Raw genomic sequence first — 26,633 nt, forward strand, 5'->3', positions numbered from 1 at the left:
TTTTACAATGGAATTAAAACTCAACAGACCTATTTGCTTTTTCGACCTTGAAACCACCGGAATTGACGTAGCCAAAGACAGAATCGTCGAAATTTCAATTTTCAAAGTCTATCCTAACGGAAACAAAGAAAGCAAAACTTGGTTGGTGAATCCAACGATTCCAATTCCACCACAATCGACCGCCATTCATGGTATTTCCAATGAAAAAGTAGCCAATGAGCCTACGTTCAAAGAATTAGCCAATCAAATTCACAATATGATTAAAGATGCCGATTTGGCCGGATTCAATTCCGACCGATTCGATATTCCATTATTGGCAGAAGAACTATTACGTGCCGAAGTTGATTTTGACATGAAAAACCGAGTTTCTGTTGACGTGCAAACCATCTTCCACAAAAAAGAAGAAAGAACCTTGAGTGCAGCCTATAAGTTTTATTGCAACGGAAGCCTTGAAAACGCCCACAGTGCCGAAGCCGATACCATGGCAACTTACGAAATTCTAAAAGCACAATTAGACCGTTACGAGGATTTAGAAAACGATATGAAAACGCTTTCGGAATACACCACCCGTAAAAAATCAGTTGATTTTGCCGGATTTATTGCCTTGAATGCCGAAGGAAAAGAAATTTTTACTTTCGGTAAGCACAAAGGTGCTTTGGTTGATGAAGTTTTAGACAAAGAACCGGGTTATTTCGGTTGGATACAAAATGCCGAGTTTCCATTATATACTAAAAAGGTATTGACGGGAATCAAATTAAGAAAGTTGAATACTAAATAGTTGTCCGTTGTCAGTTCTCGGTTAAAAAAATGACAGACAACAGACAACAGACAACAGACAACAAAAAATGAAAATAATCTGTATCGGAAGAAATTATGCCAACCACATCACGGAGCTCAACAACGAGCGTCCCGACGAACCAGTAATTTTTTTAAAACCGGATACAGCGGTTATTCCCAATAAATCGCCTTTCGTTATACCCGATTTTAGCAATGATGTGCACCATGAAGTCGAAATTTTGGTTAAAATCAATAAAGTAGGCAAATATATTGACGCTAAGTTTGCTCACAAGTATTATGATGAAATAGGATTAGGTATTGATTTTACAGCTCGAGATGTTCAGAACAGACTGAAAGAGAAGGGTTTGCCTTGGGAAAAAGCAAAAGGATTTGACGGTTCGGCGATGATTGGTGCGTTTCTTCCGAAAAATAATTTTAATTCGGTGGAAAATATTACTTTTGAATTAACCAATAATGGAAAAACCGTTCAAAAAGGAAATACAAGCCACATGTTGTGGAAAATCGATGAAATTATTGCGCACATTTCACAGTACTTTACCCTTAAAAAAGGAGATATTATATTTACAGGAACTCCTGAAGGAGTAGCCAAAGTAACACCAAATGACATCCTCGAAGGATTTATAGAAGATAAAAAACTACTAAGATTACACATAAAATAATGGCTATAAACTACAACCTAGCGAAAGTTTACGCACTTTCAGACAATGATCCCGAATTCGTAATGCAAATCATAACTTTGTTCGTTACCGAAGTACCGGAAGACATGAAACAAATAGAATTAGGCATCAAAGAAAAAGACCATAAATTGGCCTACGCCTACGCACACAAGATCAAACCAACGCTTGATTTATTGGGAATGTCTGTGGCCTTTGAAGAAATTCTTCAGGTAGAAGCTTGGACCAAAAGAGAAGGCAAACGCAAAGAAATCAATGATACTTTCGCCAGCATTCAAAGCCAAGTGGAAAAGGCAATCAAAGAAATAAAAAAAGATTTCGAAGTTTAAAAAAAATTAGAAGCGAATGGCTCGGGAATTATCAGTTATGGCAGTTCCCGCTTTTCGTTACAATCCTTTTAAAGATTTGCCTTCGCTTTGCTTCGACGAATCCTTTTAAAATGGATTTTCTCTACAAATGCGTAGCATTCACTGAACACCTATAACAAATATAAACTCAGTGAAGTAATCGGGGCTAATTAGCAATCTATTTGTCTACTTTTCAGCAAAATTAACTCAGCAACTCAGTCACTTAGTAACTCAGCTACTTATGAAAGCAACGATAGTCACCATCGGCGACGAAATACTCATCGGACAAATTGTCGATACCAATTCGAGTTACATCGCCAAAGCGTTAGATAAAATTGGCGTGCAAACCCAAGAAATGCTTTCCATTTCCGATGACAAGCAACACATTTTGGACACTTTCGCAACTTTACAAGATAAAGTCGACTTAGTCATCATAACCGGCGGATTAGGACCAACCAAAGACGACATCACCAAACATACTTTTTGCGAATATTTTGAAGACACATTAGTCGAAAATCAAGCTGTTTTAGCACATGTTACAGAAATTATTGAAGGCTTTTACAAACGTCCGATTACGCAGTTGAACCGAGACCAAGCCTTAGTGCCTTCCAAGTGTGAAGTCCTTTTCAACAAGATGGGAACTGCATCCGGCATGTGGATGAAAAAGCGAAACACAGTATTTGTTTCATTACCCGGAGTGCCTTATGAAATGAAGTATTTAGTCGATTTTGAAGTTGTTCCGAAAGTCGTTAAAGAATATGAGCGACCTTACATTATTCACAAAACCATCATGACTTACGGTGAAGGCGAAAGTAGAATCGCTGAAAAAATCGAAAGTTGGGAAAACAATTTACCCGAATTCATCAAATTGGCCTATTTGCCAAGTCCGGGGAAAGTCAGATTGCGACTTACAGCACGTGGTTCAGACAAAGAATTGTTAGAAAAAAGGATTGCTGAAAATGTAACGTCGTTGACCAAAATCATCAGTGATATAATCGTTGGATTTGATGAAGACGAAACCATTGAAGTAATCATCGGCAGATTGCTCACTCAGCAAGGCAAAACCATTGCTACAGCCGAAAGTTGTACCGGTGGAAAAATTGCCCAAATGCTGTCTTCTGTAGCCGGAGCTTCGCAATATTTCAAAGGTAGTGTTGTGTCATATTCAAAAGAAACCAAAATAAATGTACTTGGTATTGACGCTCAACTAATTGAAGAAAAAGACGTGGTTAGTGCCGAAGTCGCTTCAGCGATGGCGATTAGTATTCAAAAAATGATGAAAACCGACTATGCTTTGGCCACAACAGGCAACGCCGGACCAACATCCGAACCCGGAAAAGCTGAAGTTGGAGTTGTTTTTATTGCTTTGGCGACACCGAATGAAGTGTTGGTTTCCGAATTTAATTTTGGCCAACCCCGTGAAAAAGTGATAGATAGAACGGCAAATAAAGCACTTGAAATAGTGCAGAAAGAAATTTTAAAATTTCTGCCATAAATTTTTTGTTACTACAATATATTTTGCGTAAGTTTGCACCCTGATTTTGAATAACGATAAAAGAAAAGCATAATGTCAAGAGTTTGTGACCTTACAGGTAAAAGAGCGATGGTAGGAAATAACGTTTCTCACGCTATGAACAAAACTAAGAGAAAATTTTCTGTTAACTTAGTTAAAAAACGTTTCTATCTTGCTGAAGAAGACAGATGGATTACGTTGAGAGTAGCTGCGTCTACAATTAAAACAATCAATAAAAATGGATTGGCTGCTGTTTTGAAAAAAGCAAAAGTTGAAGGATTTATCAAATAATTCTAATCCAATAAAAATAAAGTAAGATGGCAAAGAAAGGTAATAGAATACAAGTTATTTTAGAGTGTACTGAGCATAAAGGAACTGGTTTACCGGGAACTTCTCGTTACATTACAAACAAAAACAAAAAAAATACTCCGGACAGATTAGAGATTAAAAAATTTAATCCAATCTTAAAGAGAATGACTGTTCACAAAGAAATTAAATAATTAGAGATTTAAAAATCTCAAATGGTCACATTGGAGATATTTTAAATTTAAATAAACAATATAAGTCATGGCAAAGAAAACCGTTGCAACATTACAAACAGCTTCTAAAAGATTAACCAAAGCAATCAAAATGGTTAAATCTCCTAAAACAGGTGCATATACTTTCCAAGAAAGCATCATGACACCAGAAGAAGTAGATAGTTTCCTTAACAAGAAATAATCTAACAAACTCAATATATCAGAGCTACTTTCATTCGGAAGTAGCTTTTTTATTTTTATATTTGCTCCGCCAGTTCGTCTTGTTTGTAAATGAGGCACAGGTGTCGAACATTTTTGAAGCAAAACAGTCAGGCTTTTTTAAACGTAGTTCCTGCTTTTCGTTACAATCTTTTTTCACATTTCCCTTTCAGGGCAATCTAAAAAAAGGATTTTCACTACAATCAGGGCTATAATCAAACGCTTGGGCTTCTTTTAAACCATAAACACTAAACCATAAACTAAATTATGAGTTTTTTCAAAAGAATATTTTCCTCCGAAAAAAAAGAGACTTTAGACAAAGGTCTTGAGCAGACCAAAACATCATTTTTTTCTAAGTTAACCAAAGCCGTTGCCGGAAAATCAAAGGTTGATGACGAGGTTCTTGATAATTTAGAAGAAGTGCTTGTTTCTTCAGATGTTGGAGTGAACACTACATTAAAAATCATCGAAAGAATTGAAGCGCGTGTCGCCCAAGACAAATACATGGGAACCGACGAACTCAACAAAATCCTTCGTGAAGAAATAGCCGCACTTTTATCCGAAACGAAATCGGGTGAAGAAACCGAATTCACGATTCCGGCCAATAAAAAACCTTATGTTTTAATGGTTGTAGGAGTAAACGGTGTTGGAAAAACTACGACCATCGGGAAACTAGCCCACCAATTCAATAAAGCCGGTTATAAAGTAGTTCTTGGAGCAGCCGATACTTTTCGCGCCGCGGCGATTGACCAATTACAAATTTGGGCCGATAGAGTAGGTGTTCCTTTAGTAAAACAACAAATGGGAAGTGATCCGGCATCTGTAGCTTTTGATACCTTGCAAAGTGCCGTTACCCAAAATGCCGATGTTGTAATCATAGATACCGCCGGTCGTTTACACAATAAAGTAAATTTGATGGCCGAATTGACCAAAGTAAAACGCGTCATGCAAAAAGTCGTTGACGATGCACCTCACGATGTTTTATTAGTATTAGATGGTTCAACCGGTCAAAATGCTTTTGAGCAAGCCAAACAGTTCACAGCAGCTACTGAAGTATCCTGTTTAGCCGTAACCAAATTAGACGGAACAGCCAAAGGCGGTGTTGTAATAGGAATCTCAGACCAATTTCAAATTCCGGTAAAATACATCGGAGTAGGTGAAGGTATCGAAGATTTGCAGGTTTTTAATAAATTTGAATTCGTAGATTCGTTTTTTAAATAAAAAGTATGAGTAGAGTTTTATCTTTCTTTACAGAAACAGCCCCAATAAAATTAATAGCCATCGCTATTGGAATCGCAGCACTAAGTTATTTTATAGAAAAGCCATTACCCAATGTTTTTATGGGATTGCGTTTAGTTGCTTTTCTTTTATTTGTGTATGGTACTATTCGACTGCTGAACAGAAAATAGTTACTGGTATAAAGCATTGATTTTACTCCACAATTCATTATCAAATCCCGAAAAAGCAAAAGTAGGATTGTCAGGATTGGCTACTTCACCCATTCTGATAATGACCATTTTTTTACTTGGGATGACGTAAATTTTTTGATCATTTTTTCCTAAAGCAGCATACATATCATTTGGAGCGTTTGGTATCAAAGTGCCGTTGAATTCCAGTTGGGTTTGTGGTAAATGAAAACTCGATTTCCCGTTCAGCCACCACATATAGCCATATGCTTGATTAATCGATTGTGAGGTTGTTGTGGCTTGAGTAAAATAATTTTCATTTACTATGGTGGTTCCGTTCCATTTTCCTTTATTTAAAGATAATAACCCAAAACGAGCCATGCTTCTTGTAGTGCTCCAATAAACACTCAGACCATCAAGATTAATCCAAGCACCTCCGGTCATTCCGATTCTGTCTCTCAATTTGGTGTTGAAATAATTTGCCCAAGTTTGTCCGCTACTTTGTGCTACAACATCTTGTAATTTTACATAAACATTATGGTAAGCCCATCGCGTTCCTGCATCGGCGACATATTGTAAATTGGCCGGAGAAACATCATCACCTAAAGCATCGTTTAACCCCGAGTTCATTGATAATAAGTTTTTACACGTAATTAAATTTTCTTTCGCTAATGGTGCACTTGTCCAACCAATTCCTAAATAATCGGAAACTTTATTGTTAATATTGAGCAGACCTTCATCTTGTGCAATTCCGGTTACTGTAGTCGTTAGTGTTTTTCCGGCACTTGCCCAATACCATGGAGAAGTCGCGGTATGACCGTTGAAATAGTTTTCCATCACAATTCTACCGTTGACTAAAATGATAAAAGATTTGGTGTTTTTTTCTTCCAAAAAATCTAATAAGGGTTGTACTGCGTTTTGATTCCATCCCATAGCTGATATCGATTTGGTTTCCCAAGTATTGCTACCATCACTTGGTGGAAAGTACATTTGTTCCTCAGGAGTTCCGCCATCAGTCGAATCTGAACTGCAATTCACCATAAAAAGGGACACAAAAGCGAATAGGTATATCTTTTTCATATTTTTGGAATTTGTTTTTGGACTTTAAATGTAGCAAATAGTTTAATGTTGATAATATTAATTTTTATTTCACTCGCTTTCTAAAGTAAAAAATTAAATTTGTGATGCAAAATCCATTGATGTAAAATGAAAAAAGTGGCCTCCATACTAATCACTTTCTTGTTACTTTCATGTCAAGCTGATGTCAAAAAAGAAGATTTGTCTAAACTCAATGGCTATTGGGAAATTAAGCAAGTTACCTTAGCTGACGGCGAGACTAAAGATTATAAAGTGAACGAAACCATAGACTTTTTTGAAGTAAAAGAGAATGTTGGCTATCGCCAAAAGGTAATGCCACAGTTCGACGGTACATTTAAAACAAATGGCATCAAAGAAAATCTTAAAATTTTGGAAATTGACAATGTCTATTTTGTCGAATACAAAACCGATTACGGCAAATGGAATGAAGAAATCATTCAAATTGAAGATTCAACGTTGGTTTTAAAAAACAAGCAAAACCTAATTTATACCTATAAAAAGTTCAAACCTTTTTCTCTAAAATAATGGCTAAAAGACTTAGTAACGAAAGCTCGATAGGCGACGTTTTAAAAGCGTTTATTGAAACCAACAAACTTCAAAACGGTATGGACAAAATCGATGTTCAAGAAGCTTGGAAATCTTTGATGGGTAATGGTGTCAACAGTTATACTAAAGAAGTAGTTTTGAAGGGTTCGACCTTATATGTTTCTTTAACTTCAGCTGTTTTGCGCGATGAGTTGAGTTACGGTAAACAAAAAATTATAACCATGATTAATGAAGAACTTCGAAAAGAAGTAGTTACAGCTATAATCCTTCGTTAAGTATTGGTTTCCAAATCTTTAATGTAGTCTTCGTATTCGTAGAAAAAGACTTCAAACTGTGTCATTGTTTCGCTGAAGAAATCAAAAATTTCAGGCCAATAACTTCTATTGTTTAGACTTACACCTAATTTTTCGACCCAAATTCTACTAATTACTTTACCGCTTTCTAAATAAAATTGGCGCTCCAAAATCGCTTCCGGAAGGTATTCTTCCAGTAAAATGGTTTTGAGTGATTCTATCTTTTCGAAATATATTTTACGCTTTTCTTCATCTTTCGGCTCAATATCTAAAAGCACTTGTGCCTTTTTGTTATCGATGAAGAATTTGAAAGTAACATCTTTAATCTTAGTATCATACAACAACCACTTTCGAGGATATGCTTCAGCAAATGCGGTCCAAAATTCCTTTTTAATGCGTTGGGCTTCTTCTTTGCTGTACATTTTTGGCTATAAATTTGGTATGCGTTGTTTTTTTGAGGTAACTTTATATTTCTAAAACCAGGCATAATGCACTTTGAAAAGTTTTTAAAATATACGCCAAAAATACAAAATGTCGAGTTACCGGCAACCAATGCGCATGTAAAAATGGCTCCGGCCAACCGATTAGATTTAATCAAAGCTATAGATTTTACAAAGGTTACTCCAAAGCAAGCCGCAGTATTGATGCTTTTTTATCCTAAAGCTTCGCAAACTCATTTGGCCCTAATTCTAAGAACCAGTTACAACGGCGTTCATTCGTCTCAAATTGCTTTTCCCGGGGGAAAGGTGGAAGATTTTGATGCCGATTTAAAGGAAACTGCTCTACGGGAAACCCATGAGGAAATAGGCGTTCATCCCAATCATATCAAAGTAGTTCGAGCTTTTACTGAAGTTTATATTCCTCCGAGTAATTTTATGGTTTATCCTTATTTGGGTTATAGTGAAAGCGAATTAGAATTCAATCTCCAAGAAGAGGAAGTAGCCGGTTTGGTTGAGTTTCCGTTTGCCGATTTTATGAATGACCAGATTATTGTCAATACCGTCATGAAAACTTCTTATGCAGGTAGTATAAATGTTCCGGGATTCCAGGTCAAAGAGCATTTTGTTTGGGGTGCCACGGCGATGATGTTGAGCGAATTGAAAGATACTTTGAAATTGGTTTTATAAGTTTTAGTTTTTGTAGATTTGCAACCCTAAAAGTCGGTACTAAAAATTAAATTATGGGATTATTTAAAAGAAATCCTTTTGGTCATATACTCTTTATCAAAAAATGGTTAATCCGCATCTTTGGTGTGTTGACTCACCGCCGCTATCGTGGTTTTAATGAATTGCATATAGAAGGTTCAGAAATTATCAAAGGTTTACCCGATAAAAACGTACTCTTTATTTCGAATCACCAAACCTATTTTGCCGATGTTGTAGCCATGTTTCACGTGTTCAATGCCAGTCTTTCCGGGCGTGTTGACAGTATTAAAAATGTGGGCTATTTATGGCAACCCAAAATGAATATCTATTATGTGGCCGCTAGTGAAACGATGAAAGCCGGATTGTTGCCAAGGATTTTGGCTTATGTTGGTGCAATCACAGTAGAACGAACTTGGCGATCAGGCGGAAAAGACGTAACAGAAAAACGCGAAATCAACCCAAATGACACTGAAAATATCAGAATAGCATTGGAAGATGGTTGGGTAATTACTTTTCCGCAAGGAACGACTAAGTCTTTTAAACCAGTTAGAAAAGGAACGGCGCATATTATCAAACAACACAAACCTATTGTAGTGCCGATTGTGATTGATGGTTTCCGTCGTGCGTTTGACAAAAAAGGGTTACGAGTAAAAAAGAAAAATATTCTACAGTCATTTATCATCAAAGAACCTCTGGAGATTGATTATGACAACGAAACGATAGAACAAATTGTAGAAAAAGTAGAATATGCTATAGAACAACATGCTTCTTTCTTAAAAGTTATCCCTGCCGAAGAAATTGCAGAACAAGAGCGCTTGAATAAATTGCGAAAATGGCAAGTCGATAAAGAGGATAACAGTAAATTTAATTAAGAAACCCTATCTTAAAGTGTTTTTTAGAGCAACCCCAATTTTTTAGCAATATCAATCATTTCCTTATCAGATCCCGAATTGAGCATTAACTGTTTCTTGATGTTGGCTTTTCTTTTTTCAATTGAGCTTAAAGAAAGTGGAACGAAATCAGGAAGTTGAATAGTTTTTATACCTTCTGATAGGAATTGTAATATCTTGCTATCGTTGTCATCCCAATTGATGTTTTTTTGAATCATTACTCTCTGGGATTCTTTAATTGAACTACTATAATAGGTTTCGCTTTTTTCTATGCTTTCAAATATCAGAGGAAAACTTTTGTAATTAATGTCACTTTTGGCAATAAATCCATGAGGGTTGATACTTTTATAAATTTGGTTTACCCACAAAGGTTCTTTGTGCATCGAAATGATGATTATTTTACATTTCGGAAAGAAATCTTTAATTATCAAAGCCAAATCACTACCTGAAAATATTTTTTTGTCTTCATAAGGCGGAAGATTAATGTCTATAAAGGCAAAGTCTATAAGCAGTTGGTTATTTTTCATTCCATTGATTATATGATAAGCTTCTTTGCAATCAAAGGCAAGTTGAAAATCAGCATTACTATTTGAATCAATATTAGATAATAGTGTTTTATAGCTGTCCACATTAATGGGATGGTCATCAACAATTAGAATGTTTCTTTTTGTGGCTGGTTTTTCAATCATAGTTTTTCATCCTAAAGGTTACGATTAATCAAATTTAATTAATAAGATTTGAAGATTTACGGTTTTACCGTAAAATAGCCTTTTTCTTGTACACTAAATTGCCAAAAAAAAATGCAGTTTTCCTTTATTCTTGTAGACGATTCGGATTATTATGAAACGACTTTAGAACATATAAAACAATTTGATAATTTTTTATGCGTAGCAGTTTGCCACAATAAAAAAGAAGGAATTGATAAAATATTGGAACTGAAACCTAATGTTGTTTTTTTATCCATCAATAGTGAGCTAAGTCAAGACTCTATTTCGTTTTCATTGCTCAGTGAGTTGCACGAATATTTAGAGGAATTGCCTACGATCATAGTTTTAAGTGATGTTAAAGAAACAGCTTATGAAGCTTACCAAAGAGGCGTAACAGGTTTTTTACTCAAACCGATTGACCCAAACGAATTGCGCAGGTGTTTGTTCCGATTTCAAAAGACTCACAAGGGTTTATTTGCCGATAAAATTTCAATAAAGTCTAATGGCGATTATAATTTTATCAAGTTTCAAGAAATTATATACCTGAAAGCAGACAGTAATACCACAGATTTTTATTTAAAGTCCGGTAAAGTAGTTACTGCTTTTAAAACTTTAAAGCATTTTGAAAAATTATTGCCTTTCTATTTCTTCAGAATTCACCACGGTTATATCATTAATATTGATTTTGTCAATAGAATCAATTTAGGCAAAAGCAGCTGTTACTTAGATAATAACGAGATTATTCTTCCTTTTTCCCGAACTTATAAGGAAAATATTGACACGATCATTCACCGTATTTCTTAGCAGAAATTGTGAGTTACAGTTAAAAACCAACTAGTTACTTTCCTTGCCTGCCGACTTACTAAACAGGCCTTGTGTTTTACTTTTAAGCTAATCCAACAGCTTACATTTGGATGTTTTTAATACCAAACAATAGCGCTATGTAAATTGTTTTAACCTAGGGAATAAAGGTTAGAATAAAACAGTAAAGAAATTCCCTTCTTTCTGAAACCCAAATGAATTGTTGAGCCTCAAAAGCTCGACCTCACAATTATTTATAATTTAAAACCACTAATTTTTATGAAAACAAATTTTTTCCCTAAACTACTTTTGATAATGCTATTCAGCTTATCGCTTTATTCTTGTACAACTGATGAAATGCCGGCCACTCAGAATGAGACTGTAGCTAATGATAACGGTATGGATGGCGGACCAGTTATTCCACCAGGACCGAGACCTTAAATTTTTTTATAAGAGACTATGAAATATAGTCTCTTTTTTTTTGCTTATTTTTGTCAAAAAAGCAATGCGCCCCAACTATGCTATTTTATTAATACCACTCAGTCTTTTACTCTTTAGCTGTCATCCTAAAAAAACAGCTAATGTTGATTCATTAGTCTTTAATACTACTGAATTTAAAAATCTTTCAAAAAACGATAAACTCAAACTTCTGGATTCCATAAGTGTAATGGAAAGAACCATTAGTGACGATTCTGTTTATTTGGCTTATCTGTTTAACTTGTCTTCAGAATACTATTATTTGAATCAGCTTGATTCATCTTTAAAGATTAGCGAAAAAGCATTACAACTTTCGAAAAAGCGAAATGATACTATTTCCATTGCGAGAGCCTATTTTTATAAAGGCGATTGCTATGAGTATACACAACGGGATAGTGCTTATTATTTTTACCATCAGGCTGAAAAATTATACAGCCTCAAAGGTGATAAAGAGAAGGAAGGACAAACTTTATTTAAAAAAGGGTATCTTTTATTTTATGAAGGGAATTATTTAGAGAGTGAAATTCAGGTTTCTAATGCTTTAAAGCTATTGCAGGATAGTAAAAATAATCAGTTGCTATATTCCTGTTATGTTGTAATGGGCTATAATTTTGAAAAATTAGAGGAGTACAATAACGCTTTAAAATATTTTCATTTATCCAAAACAATTTTAGAGGAATTAAAGAAATCTAATGTTGATTTTGAAAAAACCAATAACTACACGGTCAATTATTCTATCAATATTGCTAATATTTATGATAAGAAAGGCGAGTACCTAAAGTCGATAAAAGAGTTGAGTTCGGTTGTTAGCCCTGATTTGAAAAACAAATGGCCAAAAGATTATGCTTCTGTAATTGGTAATTTGGGATACTCTAAGATGAAATATGGCATTTTAAATGGAGTAGAAAATGCTTTTAGAGAAAGCTTACAGTTGTCTAAACAAAATAATCATCAAAACAACATCATGTACCAGTTGATTAATTTGGGAGAATATTACAGTATAACAAAAGACACTGCTTCCTCCATTCATTATCTGAAAGAAGCAAATGCAATGGCGGTAAAGCTTAAAGCGGTAGGTGAAATAAAATTAACTTTAAAATTATTAAGCGAAATAGATGTTGCCAATAACCGATTATACAACCAAAAGTATATTTCGATTACTGATAGTCTTACCAAAGCCCAGCGCATCAATCGAAACCGATATGCGCGTATTGAGTATGAAACATCTGTAGTAGAAAATGAAAATAAGGATTTAATAGCCGAAAATTTGTATCTCATAACAGGTTCTTTTGCTATAGTGTTGCTATTGGTGCTCTTAATCATATACCGTTACTTGCAACATCAAAAAAAGGAAATAGCCAATAAAAGACAACAACAAAAAGCAGAAGAGGAAATTTTTGAATTACTAAAAGAGTACCAAATCAAATTGGCTCAAGCCAAAGAAATTGAGCAAAACCGAATCTCGAAGGAACTTCACGACAGTGTGATGAATAAGCTTTATGGTGTTCGATTACAGTTGGGTATGCTCAATGCAAGTGATGCAAAAGAGGTAAAACAAAAACGGTCAGAGTATATTGATTTTCTGCAAGAAATTGAAAAAGAAATCAGAAGCATATCACATGACTTGCACAATGAAACTTTTGAAGCCCATTTTGATTATAAAAATTTATTGCTCGACATCATTTTGCAGCACAATCAAATAAGCAACACTCATTTTTCTTTTGAATGCGATGACAACTTCAGATGGGATGATATAGACAGTTTGGTAAAAATAGCCATCTACCGAATTATCCAGGAAGCTTTGCGAAATGTGATTAAATATGCCAAAGCTGAAAACTGCCGAGTGAGCATATCTGAATATGATAACAAACTAAGATTATGGATTGAAGATGACGGAAAAGGATTTGACACTACTTTATCAGAAAATAGCGGTATCGGACTTAAAAATATGGAAGAGCGCGCCACTCAACTGAATGCTTCTTTCAGAGTAATCAGTCAAGCAAATCAAGGAACAAGAGTTGAAGTTGTTTTTGTACTTAAATAAAAGTGATATGACAGTTGATTTAAAAAGCATTAATCAAACCAACATGAAAAATAATTATACAACTTAAATCTATAATTCTACAACTGCTTAGCAGAGTAATACACCTAATTTCGCCTCTAACATTATAAATAAAATAATATGAAAAATCGAAGTGTATTACTCGCCCTAGTATTAGGCATCGGATTATTTGTCACTTCTTGTAGTGATGATAATGAAGGAGAAACCCTTGCGCCTCTATCAGGAAAATGGAACATCAGTAAAATAGGCGGAACAGTAGGCGGACAAGAAACTTTAGTTGATGCACCACAAAACGAACCGGGATGCAATAAAGATTATCTTGATTTGAATATTGACAACACGCTTACTGAAGGTAATTATGATTCTACCATAGATCCGTGTGCTTTATCAACTACTCCCGGCATTTACTCAAGGTCGCACAATAATTTAACCACAGTGGTTAACGGAGTAACTCAGGTGCAAGATATTGTAAATCTGACCCTTACGGAGTTAAAGTTAAAAGATGCCAATGGTATGATTGAAGTGTATGTAAAAAACTAAATCATTTATTGTTTAAAAGAAAATCCCTTCGTAATGAGGGGATTTTTGTTTTAGTATAAGTCTTGTAGTTCTTGTAAACAGCTATTATGCGTTAGTATTTTTATTATTTTTTCATGCTTTTTCGGAACTTTATGATTGCTTTTCGAACTTTATTGATGTCTTTTTTGGAACTTCTTGATACCTTTTCGGAGATTATAGGTGACTTTTTTTTGAATTTTTTGCTTATTGTTTAAAGAAGAGGAATGAGCATAGCATTGTTTATAAGGAGCAATTTGACATTGAAGCACTAGTTTAATAATGGTTATGCTTTAAAAATGATGTATTTATTTTTGATTAGGAAATTCAATTGCATGCATAATGTCAGTCTGAGCCTTTCGAAGACCATTTTATAAAAGAACTTTATTGTTTTTAGAAAAATTAAATTAACATACTAACACATAAAAAAACCTTCTTACTTAAAACAGTAAGAAGGTTTGTATTTTGATGATACATCGAGAAATTAGCTCTCGGTATTATTTATTCACAATGATTAGCATCAACATAAGTTCCTATTCTACCTCCGGCAGCAATCACCTGAGCTTTAGTAACTCCGTTTGAAGTTGCAGGTAAGTTGAAATAGCTGTAAGCATTATTACCTGTAGTAGTTACAAGAGTTGAAAACACATTCAATCCGGTGAAATAAGCATCAATAATAGCTGCATCTGCTGCCACTTCGCTTTCAACACCACTTAAACGTACCGCACCCAATTGGAAAAAGCCATTCATGGTTTGATCTCCACCACGACCACGGTCAGTGTTCCAAGCTATGTTACCTTGTGTTTGTGTATAAGTAATTCCACCAATGGTAAGTCCGTTTGTCCAGAATGTTCCGGCACCGTTGTTCACATTTCCATTAGCAAAGAAAAATCCTTGTGAGAAAGAGCAATACTCTTCAATTGGACAACCAGGGGCTACCATAGTAACTTGGCTACATGATGAACCAGCTTTAATCCAACCTGTTGCAGTAGCAAATGTCTCATAGCCACGGTCAAATTTCAATACTAATACCCATGAATTTGCTGCTTGAAGATTGTCAAACTTTACAAAGTTATTGGTAGAAGCTTGTGGATTACAGCCTGTTCCAGCACCTTCTGAAGGTGATAAATCAGCTGGACTTCCGTTTACAGTGGCCCAAACAATATTAGCAAAAGTAGCGCTGTTGTCTCCACAATTATTTAAGTCAATAATAAAGTGACTAAGATTTTTTGCTTTTGCAATCGCACGAGTAATGGTATAAGTCCACTGTGAACCATCAGGACTTACAGATACTGCAATGTTGTAATCTCCTGCGTTACTAGTTGACGCTCCTGCTTTTGATTCAACACTTTGATTTTCATTGCTACAACTTAATGAGGCAATAGCCATAACGAATAATACAATAATTTTTTTCATTTTTTTCATTTTTAATGTTAAGTGATAGTAGTACTATGATAGATTTTTGAGTTAATAAATTGGGGCGCACTACTATTCTGGTGCAAACGTATGGCGGCAGTTAAGAGATAAAAAATAAATCCGTTAAAAACAGTAAATATTCGTCAAAATACTCTTATGTCTTATTTTGCGGATTTAGAGTTGAAGTTTTTTGAAATTATGGGAAGTTACTGATGAGTATCTATAATAAAAATAAAGCCCTGATTTCTCGGGGCTTAACTTTTATAGGGATTAAAATCTTCTTAACCCTCGAAATAAATAAGAGAGGATGGGTTTTTATTTCACCGCTTCTACTTTAAAACCGGCTTTTCTTAACAAGACAATTACGCCTTGTTCACCACCTAAATGAGCAGCGCCAACACCAAAGAAAGTCGATTTGGCTTTAGCAATTTTATCCATTCGGCTAATCCAGTTTTGGTTTCTGTTGTTCAACATTACATCTGTATATTTAGAGGTCATCACATTTTCAGACTTTTTAGTAAATTCAAACATGGCTTCAATGTTTTCAGTTTTGTATAACGCTAACATATCGTTCATTTCCTCGGTATCTCTTTTCAAATTGCTTTTGGCTGTTTTAACCAATTCCTCCATTTGATCCTGATAAGAAATCGCATCAAAAACATTCATTTGTTCGGCTATAGTTTCCAATCCGATCACTTCTTCGTTTTGGGCTTTGCTAATTTTCATTAGTTCACTCTCCACCGATTGGACTTCGCACCCCAACATTTTTGGGTATAACATTGCTGAAATCATAAAAGGTTTAAAGGTGTTAAGCATTTCGGCAGAATAACCCAATTGTGTTTTGAGAAAGTCATCTACCATTTTAAAATCTTCAGCAGAAACCAATGATTTCATCGTTACACCATCTTTCATCATCATTTTAGTAACCATTTCTGTTTGCATGTTGGGGTCATCCATGTCTAATTCTAAACACAATTGTTCCGTATTGTCCATAGCTTTTTTCACTTTATCAGACAAAGAAGCATCGCAAGTAATGTGAATGGTTCCAAACAAGTAAGATGGTTTAGTCAATCCGTTGCCCGAGATTTTCCACAGTAGCGAATTTTCTTTGGTTTGGGCATTGACAAAACCCGATAATAATGCCAATAGAAGTAGAATTGCTTTTTTCATGTTATAAATCAATTTTTTTAAGTTCTCTGTAATTGCCTTGTAATCTTCGGAGTAAAATTCCATACAACAAACGGTAGAATAACCAAAATACCCCGACGGTTACCACACAAGTCACCACTATAATACAAATGGTTTTTGATAGGGTTAAGTAACTGTCTTCGTGAGCAATCTTATCTTTTAGTGCATTCATCTGAGGATTGTAAATAAAGGCCATAACAAAACCTAAAATGGTACTGATGAATATCATGATTAAATTATACCAAACATAGAACTGTACCGTTTTTCGGGTTCGTAAAATATCTTGCATCAACTGTTTGGTGGAAGTAATCGTTGAGATTTTAGCATAGTTTCGATAAAAAACGTAGATAAAATAAACCACCACGGCATAATTAATATAAGTTAGTATTTTTAGGTAAATGGAGAAACTTTCTGCATGCAAACTTTTTATCGCGTCATCAGTATTAAATAAAATACTGACTGCAGCCCATACGGCAAATTCAAGTATACTAATCACCAATATCCATTTAACAATAGAAGATGATTTCCTATGCAGCATTTTGTAAATTTCAGTTTCAGTAACTTGTTCAAAAGAATGCGTATCCTTTTTCCAAGCTTTTTTTAATAAATCCAACTCATCCATAATCCTTAGGGATTTAATATTTTTTTTAATTTTCCTTTTATTCTATTCATTTTCACACGAGCATTGACTTCACTAATTCCCAATGTTTCCGATATTTCGGTGTAATCTTTGTCTTCGAGGTATAAAAACACCAAAGCCTTTTCAATATCATTCAACTGTTGCACCGCTTGGTACATTAATTTGATTTGTTCTTCTTCTTCTAAATTGTAATCTTCTTGGCTTAAGAAATGTTTTTGTCCTTCGTAAGTGACAGTTGAAACCGTTCGTGTATTTTTCCGGTAAAGTGTAATGGCGGTATTCAGTGCTACGCGATAAGCCCAAGTAGAAAATTTAGATTCACCTCTAAATTTCGGAAAGGCTTTCCATAGCTGAATGGTAATTTCTTGAAACAAATCGTTGTGCGCATCTTCGCCATTGGTATATAACCGACATATCTTGTGGATAATGTTCTGGTTTTCCTTTAGCTGCTTTACAAATGATTGTTCTAAGTGGTCACTCATAGTCCGTTAGTAGTGCAAGCGATTATTTTGTTACACTTAGTAAAACTACATTTTTTATTATACAAATTCAAGTTTCTAATTTCCTTATCTTTGTAACCAAAATTACAAGCAGTTAAAATGAAAATAGGGCATTACAATACGCTAACCATAGCACGTGAAACCAAAGTTGGACTTTTTTTAACCGATGGCACAGCCGATGTGCTGCTTCCGGTGAAATATGTACCGAAAGACTATACTATTGGTGACGAAATTATAGTATTTGTGTACCTTGACCATGAAGAAAGGCCTGTTGCTACAACCTTGGAGCCATATATTTTGATGGATGAGTTTGGTTTGTTAAGGGTGAATTATGTTAACCAATTTGGAGCTTTTTTAGATTGGGGTTTAGAGAAAGATTTGTTCGTTCCGTTCAAAGAGCAAGCCCGCCCGATGGAGAAAGGAAAACGTTATTTGGTATTTGCCTTCATTGATGAAAAGACCAACAGAATAATGGCTTCCAGCAAAACCAATCAGTTTTTGAGCAATGAAAATCTGACGGTTGCAGTAGGTGATGAGGTAGACTTAATCATTTCGCACATAACAGAATTAGGCATTAATGTTATCATCAATGATATTCACAAAGGTTTGTTGTACAAAGACCAAGTTTACGAAGACATCCGTCTTGGCGACAGAATGACCGGTTATATCAAAAACATTCGTCCGGATAACAAGATTGATGTAACTTTAAATAAATTCGGTTATAGTAATGTAGAACCTAATGCTGAGAAAATTCTCTTCGAATTAAAAGCCAGTCGTGGTTTTTTAAGGTTAACAGATAACAGTCATCCAGAAGACATTAAAACCGTGTTGAAGATGAGTAAAAAGACCTTCAAAAAAGCCATTGGTGCACTTTACAAAGAAAAGCGCATCGAGATTAAAGAAGACGGAATTTATTTGGTTAACGAAATAAAAATCTAATTCTTATTCTTTAATTTCCAATTCACTCGGCATAGGGATTTCCTCAGTTTTCTTTGCAAATAGGCTACTAGCCATATTCAAAGTAGCATAAGGTCTGTTAGAATATTTATTGCCTAAACAGATGATGGTCATTGTATCTTTTTTGATAGGAACAAAAGAAGTATTATTGCCATGCCACCAACCGTTATGGTAAACTAATTTTTCTCCGTTAGCCAAATAACGCATACGCATTCCCAAGCCATAGTCTTTTATGGGTTTGGCCACATTTATAGCGCTGTAACCAAAATAGGCTTCTTGCAAGAGTTCGGGTTTGATAAAATCGGGAGAATATGTGGCTAAATCAAACTTTACCAAATCTCGTGGTGTAGAATAAATGTTTTTGTCACCGTACAAATTGTCGTATTGATCCCAAGGAAAAATGGTACTTGCTCTATAGGATTTACAAACCGTATCTCTATCCGTATCATAATTGAAAACAAAAGTGTTTTTCATGCCAAGCGGTTTGAAAATTAACGTTTGCATAGCATCGCGATAATTTTGACCGGTTGCTCTTTCGATGATTAAGGCCAAAATTACATAGTTGGTATTACAATAATCAAAACGGGCATTGTGGGCAAAAATAGGTTTGAATTTTTGTTTCACCATTAAATCCAAAACATCTTTGTTGGTCAATATCTTTTTTCGGTTCCAAGCTTTTTTCATGATACCCGGAAAGTTGGAATAGTGTGGTAATCCGCTGCGGTGATTCAACAAAGTTCTAATGGTGACGCTTTTATATGGGAATTTCGGAATCCAATCGGTGACTTTTTGGTCAAGCATTAAATTGTTTTCTTGTACCAATTTTAAAATCGCTGTGGCAGTCAATACTTTACTCACGGAAGCCAAGTGTATTGCAGTATTGGCATCGATTTTCTTACCGGTTTTGGCATTAGAAAATCCGGTATAATCTTCGTAAAGGATGCGACCATTTTTAGCTACTATAAAACTTCCACTGTAATAGGGTGAATTAATAAATTTATTGTAAAACGAATCTATCTTTGGCTTTTTTTCATTGATGTATTCTTCTGAAACTGCATTGAATTTAATGTTTAATGGAACAGTTATCAAGATGCTGTCTTCAACGTGGTTTCCTTTTGAAGCATCGTGATTTATTCCGGTCTTAGGACCTGAAAAATAAAATAAACTGGTTAGAAAAACGGATATTAAAGTAATCTTCATAATTGCAATAATACCAATATTTAATCGAAATTAAAACCCAAAAAGTCTAAATCGTTGTTAATCTTTCCAACTTTTGTTAACAAAAAACCGCCTCGTATTGGAGGCGGTTTTAAGGAATTAAAGTTTAACTTTTATAGGCAACATGAATAAGGTTCTAACGGGTTTTCCGTCTTTTATTCCCGGAGACCATTTTACTTTTGAGGATTTTAAAAGTCGAATGGCTTCTTTTTCTAGTTTATAATCGGTGCTTCTAACGGCTTTGATATCGGTTAGTGAACCGTCTTTTTCAATGACAAACGACATAATAACACTCAACGTCACTTCTCCGTCTTCTTCAATTTCTGGTCGGCTAAAATTATTGACTACATATTCATAGAATCTTTTCATTCCGCCCGGATAGAGAGGAAGTTTGTCTAACTCATTAGTGGTATTAATATCGTTACCTTTTTTCTCACCAGTATCATCCTTTCCTGTTCCGGTTGTGGTGCCACCGGTATTGGCCATTGTAACTGTTCCTTTATGATCACCTCCATCAGGATTTTTATCCTCATTTTTTTTACCTAAATCTTCATTTTTAGTAATATCATCAGGATTCTCAGTGTGTTTTACAATGATTGGGTCAACCAAATCTTTAGTTTCCACTTTTTCTGTTGGTTCATCTTTTTTAGGTGGTGCTATGATATCTTTTTTAGGTTCATCGTTTTTCTTTGGCGGATAAACGAAATCATCTACTTTAATTACTCTATCGAGATCGGTTGGTACAGGTGTCGGAATATCATTAAATGAAGTTAAGAAGAGACCCAATCCGATAGCGCCACAAAAAAAGGTGATACCACTTAAAAAAGCAATTAAAGAAGTTTTGGAATTTTCTTGACGCAATTGGTAAGCGCCATAGGCTTTGTTTTTGCCTTCAAAAACCAGATCAATCCAGTTTTTTTCATAAATACTAACGTTTGACATAATTATATGGTTTTAGAGTTAAGTATTTATACTACATAAGCGAGGTGTTTAATGGTATAACGCAGGAAATGTCATAATAGTATAAATAATGTTAAATATTTATAATATAGAGGTTGTGTTTTCCTAAAAGGTTGGGAAGACTTAAGTAAAATTGATAAAAAAAAACAAGATTATCTTTTGCTCTCGATGATTTCTGCCAATAGTTTTTTGGCGCGAAGCAATTTGATTTTAACGTTACTCAACGGTTCGTTCAACTGTTCCGCAATTTCCTGATAACTCATTTCCTGAAAATAGCGCAACTGAATTACTTCTTGATAATGTGGTTTCAATTCTTTGATGAATTGGAGTAGGCGAGACAGGTTTTGTTCGGTAATCAACTCGTCTTCTGCTGAAGGTGAGCTGTCGGCGACGTTGTATGCTTGTTGGTCTTCTTCATCAGTGATTTCAACGAATACGGTCGATTTCTTTTTGCGAAGCATGTCGATGTGCACATTTTTGGCAATAGCGATTAACCACGTATTGAATTGAAATTCGGGATTGTAAGTCGCAATTTTGTCAAAAGCCTTAGAGAAAGTTTCTATGGTAATGTCTTCCGAATCGGTTTCGTTTTCGGTTCTTTTTAGCATAAAGCCATACACTTCGTTCCAGTAGTGGTCGAGCAAAAAGGTAAACGCGACTTGGTCACCTTTCTTAGCTTTTTCTATATATTTATTTATTTCCAATGAACCGGTTTTGAGAATGTATTCGTGATAAACACATTCAATTGGGTGAAAATTAGAACAATTTCTATGATTGGGAACCAGTACATTACATCTTTTTCTTTTAATTTACCGGCGGCAAATCCCATTGTTAGCCAAGCAAATAAATATCGGAAACCGATAATGCTAACTACAGCGATCCATTGAAATTGAAAAGTAAGTAATATTATTGGCAACAAAAGAAAGAGCAATTGTGACGCGTAAAAAACACTTAATTGGTTTCGATCAAACATTTTATAGTGTTTGGCAGTCGATACGTGACGGCGTTTTTGGGTAAACCATTCTTTAAAAGAAGTTTTTGGCTCCGAATAAGTAAAGCTGTCAGGTGTGTAACAAACGGCAGTATTCTCTTTAGTAGCGGCTTGATTGATAAACAAATCGTCATCACCGGAACGAATTTTCATGTGATCCATAAAACCTCTCACTTTGAAAAACTCTTCACGTTTATAAGCCATATTGCGTCCTACTCCCATATAAGGTTTGCCAATTTTAGCCCAAGCAAAATATTGAGTAGCCGTTAGTAAAGTTTCAAAACGGATGATTTTATTTAAAAACGAATTGGCTATTTTTTCATACGCACCATAACCCAAAACGATATTCTTTTGAGCCGTAAATTGTGAACTCATACTCGTAATCCAATCTTTCGAAGTTGGATAACAATCGGCGTCAGTAAACAATAAGTATTCGTATTTAGCAGCTTTGATACCCAAAGTTAAAGCGAATTTTTTATTGCCCCAAAAAGCTTCGTTGTTTTCTACTTTCACCAATTTAACATTGTTATATTGTTTTTCGAACTCTTCAAAAATCTCTAAGGTATTGTCGCTGGAAGCATCGTCAATCAAAACAATTTCGAAAGTATGGTAATTTTGTTCGGCTAAAAGCGGGACAAACTTCTTAACGTTTTCTTCTTCATTTTTGGCACAAACAATTACAGAAATTGGCACTCTTTTCGGGGTAATAGTTTGCGGTTTTGCAAAAGAAAATTTGCCAAAAACTACAATATAATAGATGAATTGAATGAGAACAACGGCAATGAATAGACAGAATAGAGTTAGTAACATAGGCTTTTTTTGACTTTAAAAAGGGTTGCAAATGTAGTTATTCTAACCGCAATAATCAAAGGAATTTTAACAAATTCCTACCGGTTCTTTTTCATTTCTTTGGCAATGTCAATGGCTTGATTGTCATTGGTTTTTTCGAGTTCGTTAATGATGTTTTGGTAGTTTTTATCATCACGGTTTTGAGATAATTTCTTTTGGGCTTCGATACTAGTAATTTCGATTTCGAAAGCTATAATGCCACGAGCTTCACGCATGGTTTTTTCGGATAGATTTTCGACACGAACGGGGTTTTCTGATTTGGTTTCGTATTTATCGACTAATTTTTTAAGAAAATGAATCGCTTCCTCATGGTTGTATACTGTCACTTTTCCGTAAACATGCACGGCTAGATAATTCCATGTAGGTACATTTTCATGGTCATACCAAGAGGAAGAAATATAAGTATGTGCACCCGAAAAAATAGCTAAAACTTCGTCATTGCTTTTAAAACTTTCCGCTTGTGGATTTGCTTTAGAAATGTGTCCGACTAAAATCTGTTTTCCTTCAGTGTTCGTTTCTAAAAGCAACGGCGTATGCGTTGCCCACAATTTTCCATCGGTTTGGTTGACTAAAATTGCAAAGCCGTTTTGATGAAGAAAGTTATGGATGTCTTCTTGGTTTTCGTTTTTATATAAGTCGGGGATGTACATTTTTTAATTTGTTAAAGTTGCTAATTCAGCCCACTTAAGATTTTCAGGCAAATCTTTGCTCGAAAATTCTATATGAATTACTCTTCGTCTCTTATTGTTTTGGGTTCTGTTTGAACCATGCAAAATTAGGGGCTTCATAAGCATTATGCCCCCTGAATTTACACTGCAAATCGTTTCTTTCTCAATGTCCCAATTGATGGTTTCCGTTCTGTATATTGATTTGGTATGTGATTTATCAATCACTTTTAACGCGCCATTATTCTCATCAGTGTCATCTAAATGGATTCGAATTGTGAAAATATTTTCTAAGATATCTAAAGTTGGTTGCACTGCAAATTGATTCTGTTTAACTGTCCAAGGTCCAAATCCTTCGGTTTCTATTTTCTTATCGACAGAAATAGTTAAGTCTTGATGATAAGCAACAAACCAATTTGATTTTTCGGGTTTGTCAAAGTAAATGGACTTGACTACAAAACAATTTTCACCACCAATTTCCTGAATTATTTTTTTCAAATTGTCATTGAATAGTAGCGATTTGATTTCGGGAAATTCTTTAACGAATTGTCTAATGGCAAATAAATCATCGGTTTTTCTAAAAATAGGTTTAGAAGTATCTAAACCATTAATGAAACTAGAAATCAATTCGATTTCATATTCAGAATAGACATTGTTGACTACTGAAAATCCTAATTCGTTTAATGCTGTTTTTGTTTTATCAAGTGCAACCATCACTTTTAGATTACATTCACTTCAGCTTCAATTGCAATACCGAATTCTTTTAAAATGGTGGCTTGTATGTCTTTAGAAACTGCCAAGATTTCTTGTCCGGTTGCGTTGCCATAATTCACCAAAACTAAAGCTTGATTCTTGTGAATTCCTGCGTCACCAAAGCGTTTTCCTTTAAAACCGGCGCGTTCAATTAACCAACCTGCAGGTACTTTGACTTCGGTTTCCGAAACCACATAATGCGGCATTTCGGGGTGTAAAGCATGTGCTTTTTCGTAATCCGCTTTCGAAATAATCGGATTTTTGAAAAAACTGCCGCTATTGCCCAATTCCTTTGGGTCAGGTAATTTACTTTGACGTATGGCGATTACAGCATTGGAAACATCTTTTAGTGTTGGTACAACTACGTTTTGTTTTTCTAATTCTTTAGTAATATCGCCGTAAGACGTATTGATTTTATGATTGCGCTTGGTTAGTTTGAAAACGACTGATGTTATGACGTATTGGTCTTTCACGTCCTGCTTAAAAACACTTTCTCTATAACCAAAACGACAGTCTTCTTTATTGAAAGTTTTAAGTTCTTGTGTAGCAATATTCACGGCTTCACACGAAACAAAAGTATCTTTAATTTCGGTTCCGTAAGCACCTATATTTTGCACAGGAGTTGTGCCTACATTACCAGGAATCAAGGACATGTTTTCCAATCCGCCAAAGTTTTGGTCGATAGTCCAAAGTACGAATTCGTGCCAATTTTCTCCGGCCATACTTTCTACCCAAACAAAATCGTCATCTTCTTTCAAGATTCGTTTTCCTCTCAAATCGATGTGAATCACTAGAGCTTGAATATCCTGGGTTAATAACATATTGCTTCCGCCACCGAGAATGAATTTCTTTTGGTTTTGGTTTTCCTGTAAAACGGTTTTTAGTTCGTTTATTGAGTGAACAGCAACAAATTGTTGGGCCTTGGCTTCAATACCAAAAGTGTTGTATTTTTTTAAAGAGAAGTTATGTTGAATTTGCATTTTGTTTTGAAATTGATATGGAACTTTGCCATTGATGTTGAAATTTAGTCTTCGGTTTCTAATGCCCGATTTAAAAAATCATTCAGTGGTTTTAAAGCGATTAATTTTTGAGCCACTATTTTACTGAAATCTTTATCGGTAAAAAGCGCATCGTCAATTTTAGCAGAAGCAGTATAACTTTTCAATTTTAAAAATTCGATAGCCGGATGATTTGGGTCGAAATCTTTGGGCGCTTTTTTTAACGTGTTGGTTTCGTCACGTGTCATTTCTTTGAACTCTTTCTTAAAGTTTTTGTCATTGACAATGGCTTCCAAATCTTCATTAAAAAAGGCAATTTCTTTGCGAATTTTTTTTAATTCATTGGGTTCCGGACACCAAACACCGCCTGCGATGAAGGATTTTCCTTTTTCGAAGTGAACATAATAACCCGGGCTGTTTTTTCGGAATTTATTTTGGGTAAACCAAACACCCATATTGGTTTTATAAGGCGATTTGTCTTTAGAAAAACGAATATCGCGATTGATGCGGAACGTACAGTTTTTAACCTCTAATGGTTCCAATGATTTGTCTAAAGGTTTCATTTCGGCCAAAAGTGAAGCAATAAAACTGTGGTAGTCTTTTTTATAGTTTTCATACCTTTTTTTATTGGCATGCATCCAATCGGTATTGTTGTTGGCAATTAAATCTTCTAAAAAATCAAGAGCTTCTTTAGTTATCATGTTACAATTTTTTTCTAAGTTCTTCTTCCGAAATATAGCCAGCGCTTCGCCATACTTCTTTACCGTTTTCATAGGCAATAATCAGTGGTAAACCGCTGATTTTCATCTCCTCGGTTAAGGTTTTGTTTTCATCGGCATCTACTCTTACAATTTTAATTTGGTCTTTTAATTCTTCTTGTAATTTCAAGACATAAGGTTTCATTTTTTGGCATGGCGCGCACCAAACTGCAGTAAAATTAATCAACACTTTTTTATCGGAAGTAATGAGTTTTTGATAGTCATCAGCAGACATTCCAATTTTGGTTTTTGAAGTATTTTGAGAGGATTTTGGTAGGTCGTTAGCTGTCCATTTCATGATGCCGCCTTCTAAATTATAGATTTCTTTGAAACCTAATTCGGCTAATTTATCGGCTGCTTGTGCGCTTCTTCCGCCTACTTTGCAATACACAAAAATAGGTCTGGTTTTGTCGTATTCCGCAACTTTTGAAGCAAAATCACTATTATTGATATTAATGTTGGTGGCATTTTCAAGGTGATCAATGCTGAATTCTTGTGGTGTTCTAACGTCAATTAATTGTGGGTTTTCTGTGGTTTTCAACTTTTCATTGTAAGCTTTCGCCTCTAATGTTTGAATGTTTTTAGCGGTCTGACCTTGGCAACTTAGGAATAGGAAAGTTAATAATAACAGCGAAAATAATTTGGATTTCATCTTTTGCAATTTTCCGCTAAATTACAAAATACTCTAACA

The 26,633-nt window shown here is 34.9% G+C and carries 34 protein-coding genes; 18 read left to right on the forward strand and 16 right to left on the reverse strand.

Translation table 11 applies throughout. From position 1 onward, the window contains the following. Window positions 1-7 precede the first annotated feature (7 nt). From ACK4R1_RS09145 to ACK4R1_RS09185, 9 genes are all read left to right on the forward strand, one after another. Complete coding sequence (locus ACK4R1_RS09145) at window positions 8-778, forward strand: exonuclease domain-containing protein (RefSeq protein WP_409686122.1); 771 nt, start codon at window positions 8-10, stop codon at window positions 776-778. Window positions 779-845: 67 nt separating this feature from the next. Next, window positions 846-1,457 (forward strand): fumarylacetoacetate hydrolase family protein, encoded by a 612-nt coding sequence (locus ACK4R1_RS09150; protein ID WP_409686124.1) that lies wholly within the window; start codon window positions 846-848, stop codon window positions 1,455-1,457. Further along, window positions 1,457-1,801, forward strand: a complete 345-nt coding sequence (locus ACK4R1_RS09155; protein WP_409686126.1) for an Hpt domain-containing protein — start codon at window positions 1,457-1,459, stop codon at window positions 1,799-1,801. The genes ACK4R1_RS09150 and ACK4R1_RS09155 overlap by 1 nt, the downstream gene beginning before the upstream one ends. 259 nt (window positions 1,802-2,060) lie before the next feature. Next, window positions 2,061-3,314: a CinA family nicotinamide mononucleotide deamidase-related protein gene (locus tag ACK4R1_RS09160; RefSeq protein WP_409686128.1), complete on the forward strand. Its 1,254-nt coding sequence runs from the start codon at window positions 2,061-2,063 to the stop codon at window positions 3,312-3,314. A gap of 72 nt (window positions 3,315-3,386) precedes the next feature. Then, the gene (gene rpmB / locus ACK4R1_RS09165) at window positions 3,387-3,623 is read left to right on the forward strand and encodes a 50S ribosomal protein L28 (RefSeq protein WP_121313180.1); all 237 of its coding nucleotides are present in this window, start codon (window positions 3,387-3,389) and stop codon (window positions 3,621-3,623) included. A 26-nt stretch (window positions 3,624-3,649) separates the two neighbouring features. Beyond that, window positions 3,650-3,832 carry a 50S ribosomal protein L33 gene (rpmG, locus tag ACK4R1_RS09170; RefSeq protein WP_035126304.1) on the forward strand — a complete coding sequence of 61 codons (183 nt, stop codon included), beginning with the start codon at window positions 3,650-3,652 and terminating at the stop codon, window positions 3,830-3,832. 67 nt (window positions 3,833-3,899) lie between these two features. Further along, window positions 3,900-4,052, forward strand: a complete 153-nt coding sequence (locus tag ACK4R1_RS09175; protein WP_409686130.1) for a DUF4295 domain-containing protein — start codon at window positions 3,900-3,902, stop codon at window positions 4,050-4,052. 284 nt (window positions 4,053-4,336) lie between these two features. Further along, window positions 4,337-5,290 (forward strand): signal recognition particle-docking protein FtsY, encoded by a 954-nt coding sequence (gene ftsY, locus ACK4R1_RS09180; protein ID WP_409686132.1) that lies wholly within the window; start codon window positions 4,337-4,339, stop codon window positions 5,288-5,290. 5 nt (window positions 5,291-5,295) lie between these two features. After that, entirely contained in the window at window positions 5,296-5,478 is a 183-nt protein-coding gene (locus ACK4R1_RS09185) for a hypothetical protein (protein WP_409686134.1), read from the forward strand. On the opposite strand, the gene ACK4R1_RS09190 is transcribed toward ACK4R1_RS09185, so the two are convergent. Further along, window positions 5,479-6,555 carry a serine hydrolase domain-containing protein gene (locus ACK4R1_RS09190; protein WP_409686136.1) on the reverse strand — a complete coding sequence of 359 codons (1,077 nt, stop codon included), beginning with the start codon at window positions 6,553-6,555 and terminating at the stop codon, window positions 5,479-5,481. A 126-nt stretch (window positions 6,556-6,681) separates the two neighbouring features. Here ACK4R1_RS09190 and ACK4R1_RS09195 point away from each other — a divergent pair, with 126 nt between their 5' ends. After that, window positions 6,682-7,098 (forward strand): hypothetical protein, encoded by a 417-nt coding sequence (locus tag ACK4R1_RS09195; RefSeq protein WP_409686138.1) that lies wholly within the window; start codon window positions 6,682-6,684, stop codon window positions 7,096-7,098. Next, a complete protein-coding gene (locus tag ACK4R1_RS09200) occupies window positions 7,098-7,394 on the forward strand; it encodes a DUF721 domain-containing protein (protein ID WP_409686139.1) in 297 nt (98 codons plus the stop codon). The genes ACK4R1_RS09195 and ACK4R1_RS09200 overlap by 1 nt, the downstream gene beginning before the upstream one ends. Here the strand turns inward: ACK4R1_RS09200 and ACK4R1_RS09205 are convergent. Then, window positions 7,391-7,834, reverse strand: coding sequence for a DUF4268 domain-containing protein (locus ACK4R1_RS09205; RefSeq protein ID WP_409686141.1), 444 nt, complete (start codon window positions 7,832-7,834; stop codon window positions 7,391-7,393). The genes ACK4R1_RS09200 and ACK4R1_RS09205 overlap by 4 nt on opposite strands. A gap of 66 nt (window positions 7,835-7,900) precedes the next feature. Here ACK4R1_RS09205 and ACK4R1_RS09210 point away from each other — a divergent pair, with 66 nt between their 5' ends. Beyond that, window positions 7,901-8,539 carry an NUDIX hydrolase gene (locus ACK4R1_RS09210; protein WP_409686143.1) on the forward strand — a complete coding sequence of 213 codons (639 nt, stop codon included), beginning with the start codon at window positions 7,901-7,903 and terminating at the stop codon, window positions 8,537-8,539. Between the two features lie 53 nt (window positions 8,540-8,592). Further along, window positions 8,593-9,429 (forward strand): lysophospholipid acyltransferase family protein, encoded by an 837-nt coding sequence (locus tag ACK4R1_RS09215; RefSeq protein ID WP_409686145.1) that lies wholly within the window; start codon window positions 8,593-8,595, stop codon window positions 9,427-9,429. Between the two features lie 23 nt (window positions 9,430-9,452). Here the strand turns inward: ACK4R1_RS09215 and ACK4R1_RS09220 are convergent, their stop codons facing one another. Next, complete coding sequence (locus tag ACK4R1_RS09220) at window positions 9,453-10,136, reverse strand: response regulator (protein ID WP_409686147.1); 684 nt, start codon at window positions 10,134-10,136, stop codon at window positions 9,453-9,455. Window positions 10,137-10,247: 111 nt separating this feature from the next. Between ACK4R1_RS09220 and ACK4R1_RS09225 the strand changes: the two genes are divergently transcribed. From ACK4R1_RS09225 to ACK4R1_RS09240, 4 genes are all read left to right on the forward strand, one after another. Next, window positions 10,248-10,958 (forward strand): LytR/AlgR family response regulator transcription factor, encoded by a 711-nt coding sequence (locus ACK4R1_RS09225; RefSeq protein ID WP_409686149.1) that lies wholly within the window; start codon window positions 10,248-10,250, stop codon window positions 10,956-10,958. A 276-nt stretch (window positions 10,959-11,234) separates the two neighbouring features. Continuing rightward, on the forward strand, window positions 11,235-11,396 hold the full coding sequence (locus tag ACK4R1_RS09230) for a hypothetical protein (RefSeq protein WP_409686151.1): 162 nt from the start codon (window positions 11,235-11,237) through the stop codon (window positions 11,394-11,396). Between the two features lie 226 nt (window positions 11,397-11,622). After that, window positions 11,623-13,476, forward strand: a complete 1,854-nt coding sequence (locus tag ACK4R1_RS09235) for an ATP-binding protein (RefSeq protein WP_409686153.1) — start codon at window positions 11,623-11,625, stop codon at window positions 13,474-13,476. A gap of 138 nt (window positions 13,477-13,614) precedes the next feature. Then, window positions 13,615-14,034: a lipocalin family protein gene (locus ACK4R1_RS09240; RefSeq protein ID WP_409686155.1), complete on the forward strand. Its 420-nt coding sequence runs from the start codon at window positions 13,615-13,617 to the stop codon at window positions 14,032-14,034. 516 nt (window positions 14,035-14,550) lie between these two features. Here ACK4R1_RS09240 and ACK4R1_RS09245 read toward each other — a convergent pair. From ACK4R1_RS09245 to ACK4R1_RS09260, 4 genes are all read right to left on the reverse strand, one after another. Beyond that, window positions 14,551-15,465, reverse strand: coding sequence for a hypothetical protein (locus ACK4R1_RS09245; RefSeq protein WP_409686157.1), 915 nt, complete (start codon window positions 15,463-15,465; stop codon window positions 14,551-14,553). 315 nt (window positions 15,466-15,780) lie between these two features. Then, a complete protein-coding gene (locus ACK4R1_RS09250) occupies window positions 15,781-16,635 on the reverse strand; it encodes a TraB/GumN family protein (RefSeq protein WP_409686159.1) in 855 nt (284 codons plus the stop codon). A gap of 1 nt (window position 16,636) precedes the next feature. Then, entirely contained in the window at window positions 16,637-17,275 is a 639-nt protein-coding gene (locus ACK4R1_RS09255; RefSeq protein ID WP_409686161.1) for a hypothetical protein, read from the reverse strand. 5 nt (window positions 17,276-17,280) lie between these two features. Next, window positions 17,281-17,775: an RNA polymerase sigma factor gene (locus tag ACK4R1_RS09260; protein ID WP_409686163.1), complete on the reverse strand. Its 495-nt coding sequence runs from the start codon at window positions 17,773-17,775 to the stop codon at window positions 17,281-17,283. Window positions 17,776-17,892: 117 nt separating this feature from the next. On the opposite strand from ACK4R1_RS09260, the gene ACK4R1_RS09265 reads away from it, so the two are divergent. Then, on the forward strand, window positions 17,893-18,732 hold the full coding sequence (locus ACK4R1_RS09265) for a S1 RNA-binding domain-containing protein (RefSeq protein WP_409686164.1): 840 nt from the start codon (window positions 17,893-17,895) through the stop codon (window positions 18,730-18,732). A gap of 3 nt (window positions 18,733-18,735) precedes the next feature. On the opposite strand, the gene ACK4R1_RS09270 is transcribed toward ACK4R1_RS09265, so the two are convergent. The 9 genes from ACK4R1_RS09270 to ACK4R1_RS09310 all read right to left on the reverse strand — a co-directional run bounded on the left by ACK4R1_RS09270 (window position 18,736) and on the right by ACK4R1_RS09310 (window position 26,594). Further along, complete coding sequence (locus ACK4R1_RS09270; RefSeq protein ID WP_409686166.1) at window positions 18,736-19,950, reverse strand: serine hydrolase domain-containing protein; 1,215 nt, start codon at window positions 19,948-19,950, stop codon at window positions 18,736-18,738. Between the two features lie 117 nt (window positions 19,951-20,067). Further along, window positions 20,068-20,910 (reverse strand): energy transducer TonB, encoded by an 843-nt coding sequence (locus tag ACK4R1_RS09275; RefSeq protein WP_409686168.1) that lies wholly within the window; start codon window positions 20,908-20,910, stop codon window positions 20,068-20,070. Between the two features lie 170 nt (window positions 20,911-21,080). Then, window positions 21,081-21,632, reverse strand: coding sequence for an RNA polymerase sigma factor (locus ACK4R1_RS09280; protein ID WP_171222418.1), 552 nt, complete (start codon window positions 21,630-21,632; stop codon window positions 21,081-21,083). Beyond that, the gene (locus tag ACK4R1_RS09285) at window positions 21,623-22,729 is read right to left on the reverse strand and encodes a glycosyltransferase (protein ID WP_409686171.1); all 1,107 of its coding nucleotides are present in this window, start codon (window positions 22,727-22,729) and stop codon (window positions 21,623-21,625) included. Before ACK4R1_RS09285 ends, ACK4R1_RS09280 begins: the two co-directional genes overlap by 10 nt. Before the next feature lie 77 nt (window positions 22,730-22,806). Continuing rightward, window positions 22,807-23,418, reverse strand: coding sequence for an FMN-binding negative transcriptional regulator (locus ACK4R1_RS09290; RefSeq protein WP_409686172.1), 612 nt, complete (start codon window positions 23,416-23,418; stop codon window positions 22,807-22,809). A gap of 3 nt (window positions 23,419-23,421) precedes the next feature. Beyond that, window positions 23,422-24,147 carry a phytanoyl-CoA dioxygenase family protein gene (locus tag ACK4R1_RS09295; protein ID WP_409686310.1) on the reverse strand — a complete coding sequence of 242 codons (726 nt, stop codon included), beginning with the start codon at window positions 24,145-24,147 and terminating at the stop codon, window positions 23,422-23,424. A gap of 5 nt (window positions 24,148-24,152) precedes the next feature. Next, on the reverse strand, window positions 24,153-25,166 hold the full coding sequence (gene murB / locus ACK4R1_RS09300) for a UDP-N-acetylmuramate dehydrogenase (protein ID WP_409686174.1): 1,014 nt from the start codon (window positions 25,164-25,166) through the stop codon (window positions 24,153-24,155). A 44-nt stretch (window positions 25,167-25,210) separates the two neighbouring features. After that, complete coding sequence (locus tag ACK4R1_RS09305) at window positions 25,211-25,885, reverse strand: DUF2461 domain-containing protein (RefSeq protein ID WP_409686176.1); 675 nt, start codon at window positions 25,883-25,885, stop codon at window positions 25,211-25,213. 1 nt (window position 25,886) lies between these two features. Further along, window positions 25,887-26,594, reverse strand: coding sequence for a thioredoxin domain-containing protein (locus ACK4R1_RS09310; RefSeq protein ID WP_409686178.1), 708 nt, complete (start codon window positions 26,592-26,594; stop codon window positions 25,887-25,889). Window positions 26,595-26,633 lie beyond the last annotated feature (39 nt).

Source organism: Flavobacterium sp., assembly GCF_046293665.1.
Taxonomy (GTDB): domain Bacteria; phylum Bacteroidota; class Bacteroidia; order Flavobacteriales; family Flavobacteriaceae; genus Flavobacterium.

Coding starts and splice junctions, on each gene's coding strand:
- ACK4R1_RS09145 (WP_409686122.1), top strand. CDS start 8: ATGGAATTAAAACTCAACAGACCTATTTGCTTTTTCGACCTTGAAACC.
- ACK4R1_RS09150 (WP_409686124.1), top strand. CDS start 846: ATGAAAATAATCTGTATCGGAAGAAATTATGCCAACCACATCACGGAG.
- ACK4R1_RS09155 (WP_409686126.1), top strand. CDS start 1,457: ATGGCTATAAACTACAACCTAGCGAAAGTTTACGCACTTTCAGACAAT.
- ACK4R1_RS09160 (WP_409686128.1), top strand. CDS start 2,061: ATGAAAGCAACGATAGTCACCATCGGCGACGAAATACTCATCGGACAA.
- rpmB (WP_121313180.1), top strand. CDS start 3,387: ATGTCAAGAGTTTGTGACCTTACAGGTAAAAGAGCGATGGTAGGAAAT.
- rpmG (WP_035126304.1), top strand. CDS start 3,650: ATGGCAAAGAAAGGTAATAGAATACAAGTTATTTTAGAGTGTACTGAG.
- ACK4R1_RS09175 (WP_409686130.1), top strand. CDS start 3,900: ATGGCAAAGAAAACCGTTGCAACATTACAAACAGCTTCTAAAAGATTA.
- ftsY (WP_409686132.1), top strand. CDS start 4,337: ATGAGTTTTTTCAAAAGAATATTTTCCTCCGAAAAAAAAGAGACTTTA.
- ACK4R1_RS09185 (WP_409686134.1), top strand. CDS start 5,296: ATGAGTAGAGTTTTATCTTTCTTTACAGAAACAGCCCCAATAAAATTA.
- ACK4R1_RS09190 (WP_409686136.1), bottom strand. CDS start 6,555: ATGAAAAAGATATACCTATTCGCTTTTGTGTCCCTTTTTATGGTGAAT.
- ACK4R1_RS09195 (WP_409686138.1), top strand. CDS start 6,682: ATGAAAAAAGTGGCCTCCATACTAATCACTTTCTTGTTACTTTCATGT.
- ACK4R1_RS09200 (WP_409686139.1), top strand. CDS start 7,098: ATGGCTAAAAGACTTAGTAACGAAAGCTCGATAGGCGACGTTTTAAAA.
- ACK4R1_RS09205 (WP_409686141.1), bottom strand. CDS start 7,834: ATGTACAGCAAAGAAGAAGCCCAACGCATTAAAAAGGAATTTTGGACC.
- ACK4R1_RS09210 (WP_409686143.1), top strand. CDS start 7,901: ATGCACTTTGAAAAGTTTTTAAAATATACGCCAAAAATACAAAATGTC.
- ACK4R1_RS09215 (WP_409686145.1), top strand. CDS start 8,593: ATGGGATTATTTAAAAGAAATCCTTTTGGTCATATACTCTTTATCAAA.
- ACK4R1_RS09220 (WP_409686147.1), bottom strand. CDS start 10,136: ATGATTGAAAAACCAGCCACAAAAAGAAACATTCTAATTGTTGATGAC.
- ACK4R1_RS09225 (WP_409686149.1), top strand. CDS start 10,248: ATGCAGTTTTCCTTTATTCTTGTAGACGATTCGGATTATTATGAAACG.
- ACK4R1_RS09230 (WP_409686151.1), top strand. CDS start 11,235: ATGAAAACAAATTTTTTCCCTAAACTACTTTTGATAATGCTATTCAGC.
- ACK4R1_RS09235 (WP_409686153.1), top strand. CDS start 11,623: ATGGAAAGAACCATTAGTGACGATTCTGTTTATTTGGCTTATCTGTTT.
- ACK4R1_RS09240 (WP_409686155.1), top strand. CDS start 13,615: ATGAAAAATCGAAGTGTATTACTCGCCCTAGTATTAGGCATCGGATTA.
- ACK4R1_RS09245 (WP_409686157.1), bottom strand. CDS start 15,465: ATGAAAAAAATTATTGTATTATTCGTTATGGCTATTGCCTCATTAAGT.
- ACK4R1_RS09250 (WP_409686159.1), bottom strand. CDS start 16,635: ATGAAAAAAGCAATTCTACTTCTATTGGCATTATTATCGGGTTTTGTC.
- ACK4R1_RS09255 (WP_409686161.1), bottom strand. CDS start 17,275: ATGGATGAGTTGGATTTATTAAAAAAAGCTTGGAAAAAGGATACGCAT.
- ACK4R1_RS09260 (WP_409686163.1), bottom strand. CDS start 17,775: ATGAGTGACCACTTAGAACAATCATTTGTAAAGCAGCTAAAGGAAAAC.
- ACK4R1_RS09265 (WP_409686164.1), top strand. CDS start 17,893: ATGAAAATAGGGCATTACAATACGCTAACCATAGCACGTGAAACCAAA.
- ACK4R1_RS09270 (WP_409686166.1), bottom strand. CDS start 19,950: ATGAAGATTACTTTAATATCCGTTTTTCTAACCAGTTTATTTTATTTT.
- ACK4R1_RS09275 (WP_409686168.1), bottom strand. CDS start 20,910: ATGTCAAACGTTAGTATTTATGAAAAAAACTGGATTGATCTGGTTTTT.
- ACK4R1_RS09285 (WP_409686171.1), bottom strand. CDS start 22,729: ATGTTACTAACTCTATTCTGTCTATTCATTGCCGTTGTTCTCATTCAA.
- ACK4R1_RS09290 (WP_409686172.1), bottom strand. CDS start 23,418: ATGTACATCCCCGACTTATATAAAAACGAAAACCAAGAAGACATCCAT.
- ACK4R1_RS09295 (WP_409686310.1), bottom strand. CDS start 24,147: ATGGTTGCACTTGATAAAACAAAAACAGCATTAAACGAATTAGGATTT.
- murB (WP_409686174.1), bottom strand. CDS start 25,166: ATGCAAATTCAACATAACTTCTCTTTAAAAAAATACAACACTTTTGGT.
- ACK4R1_RS09305 (WP_409686176.1), bottom strand. CDS start 25,885: ATGATAACTAAAGAAGCTCTTGATTTTTTAGAAGATTTAATTGCCAAC.
- ACK4R1_RS09310 (WP_409686178.1), bottom strand. CDS start 26,594: ATGAAATCCAAATTATTTTCGCTGTTATTATTAACTTTCCTATTCCTA.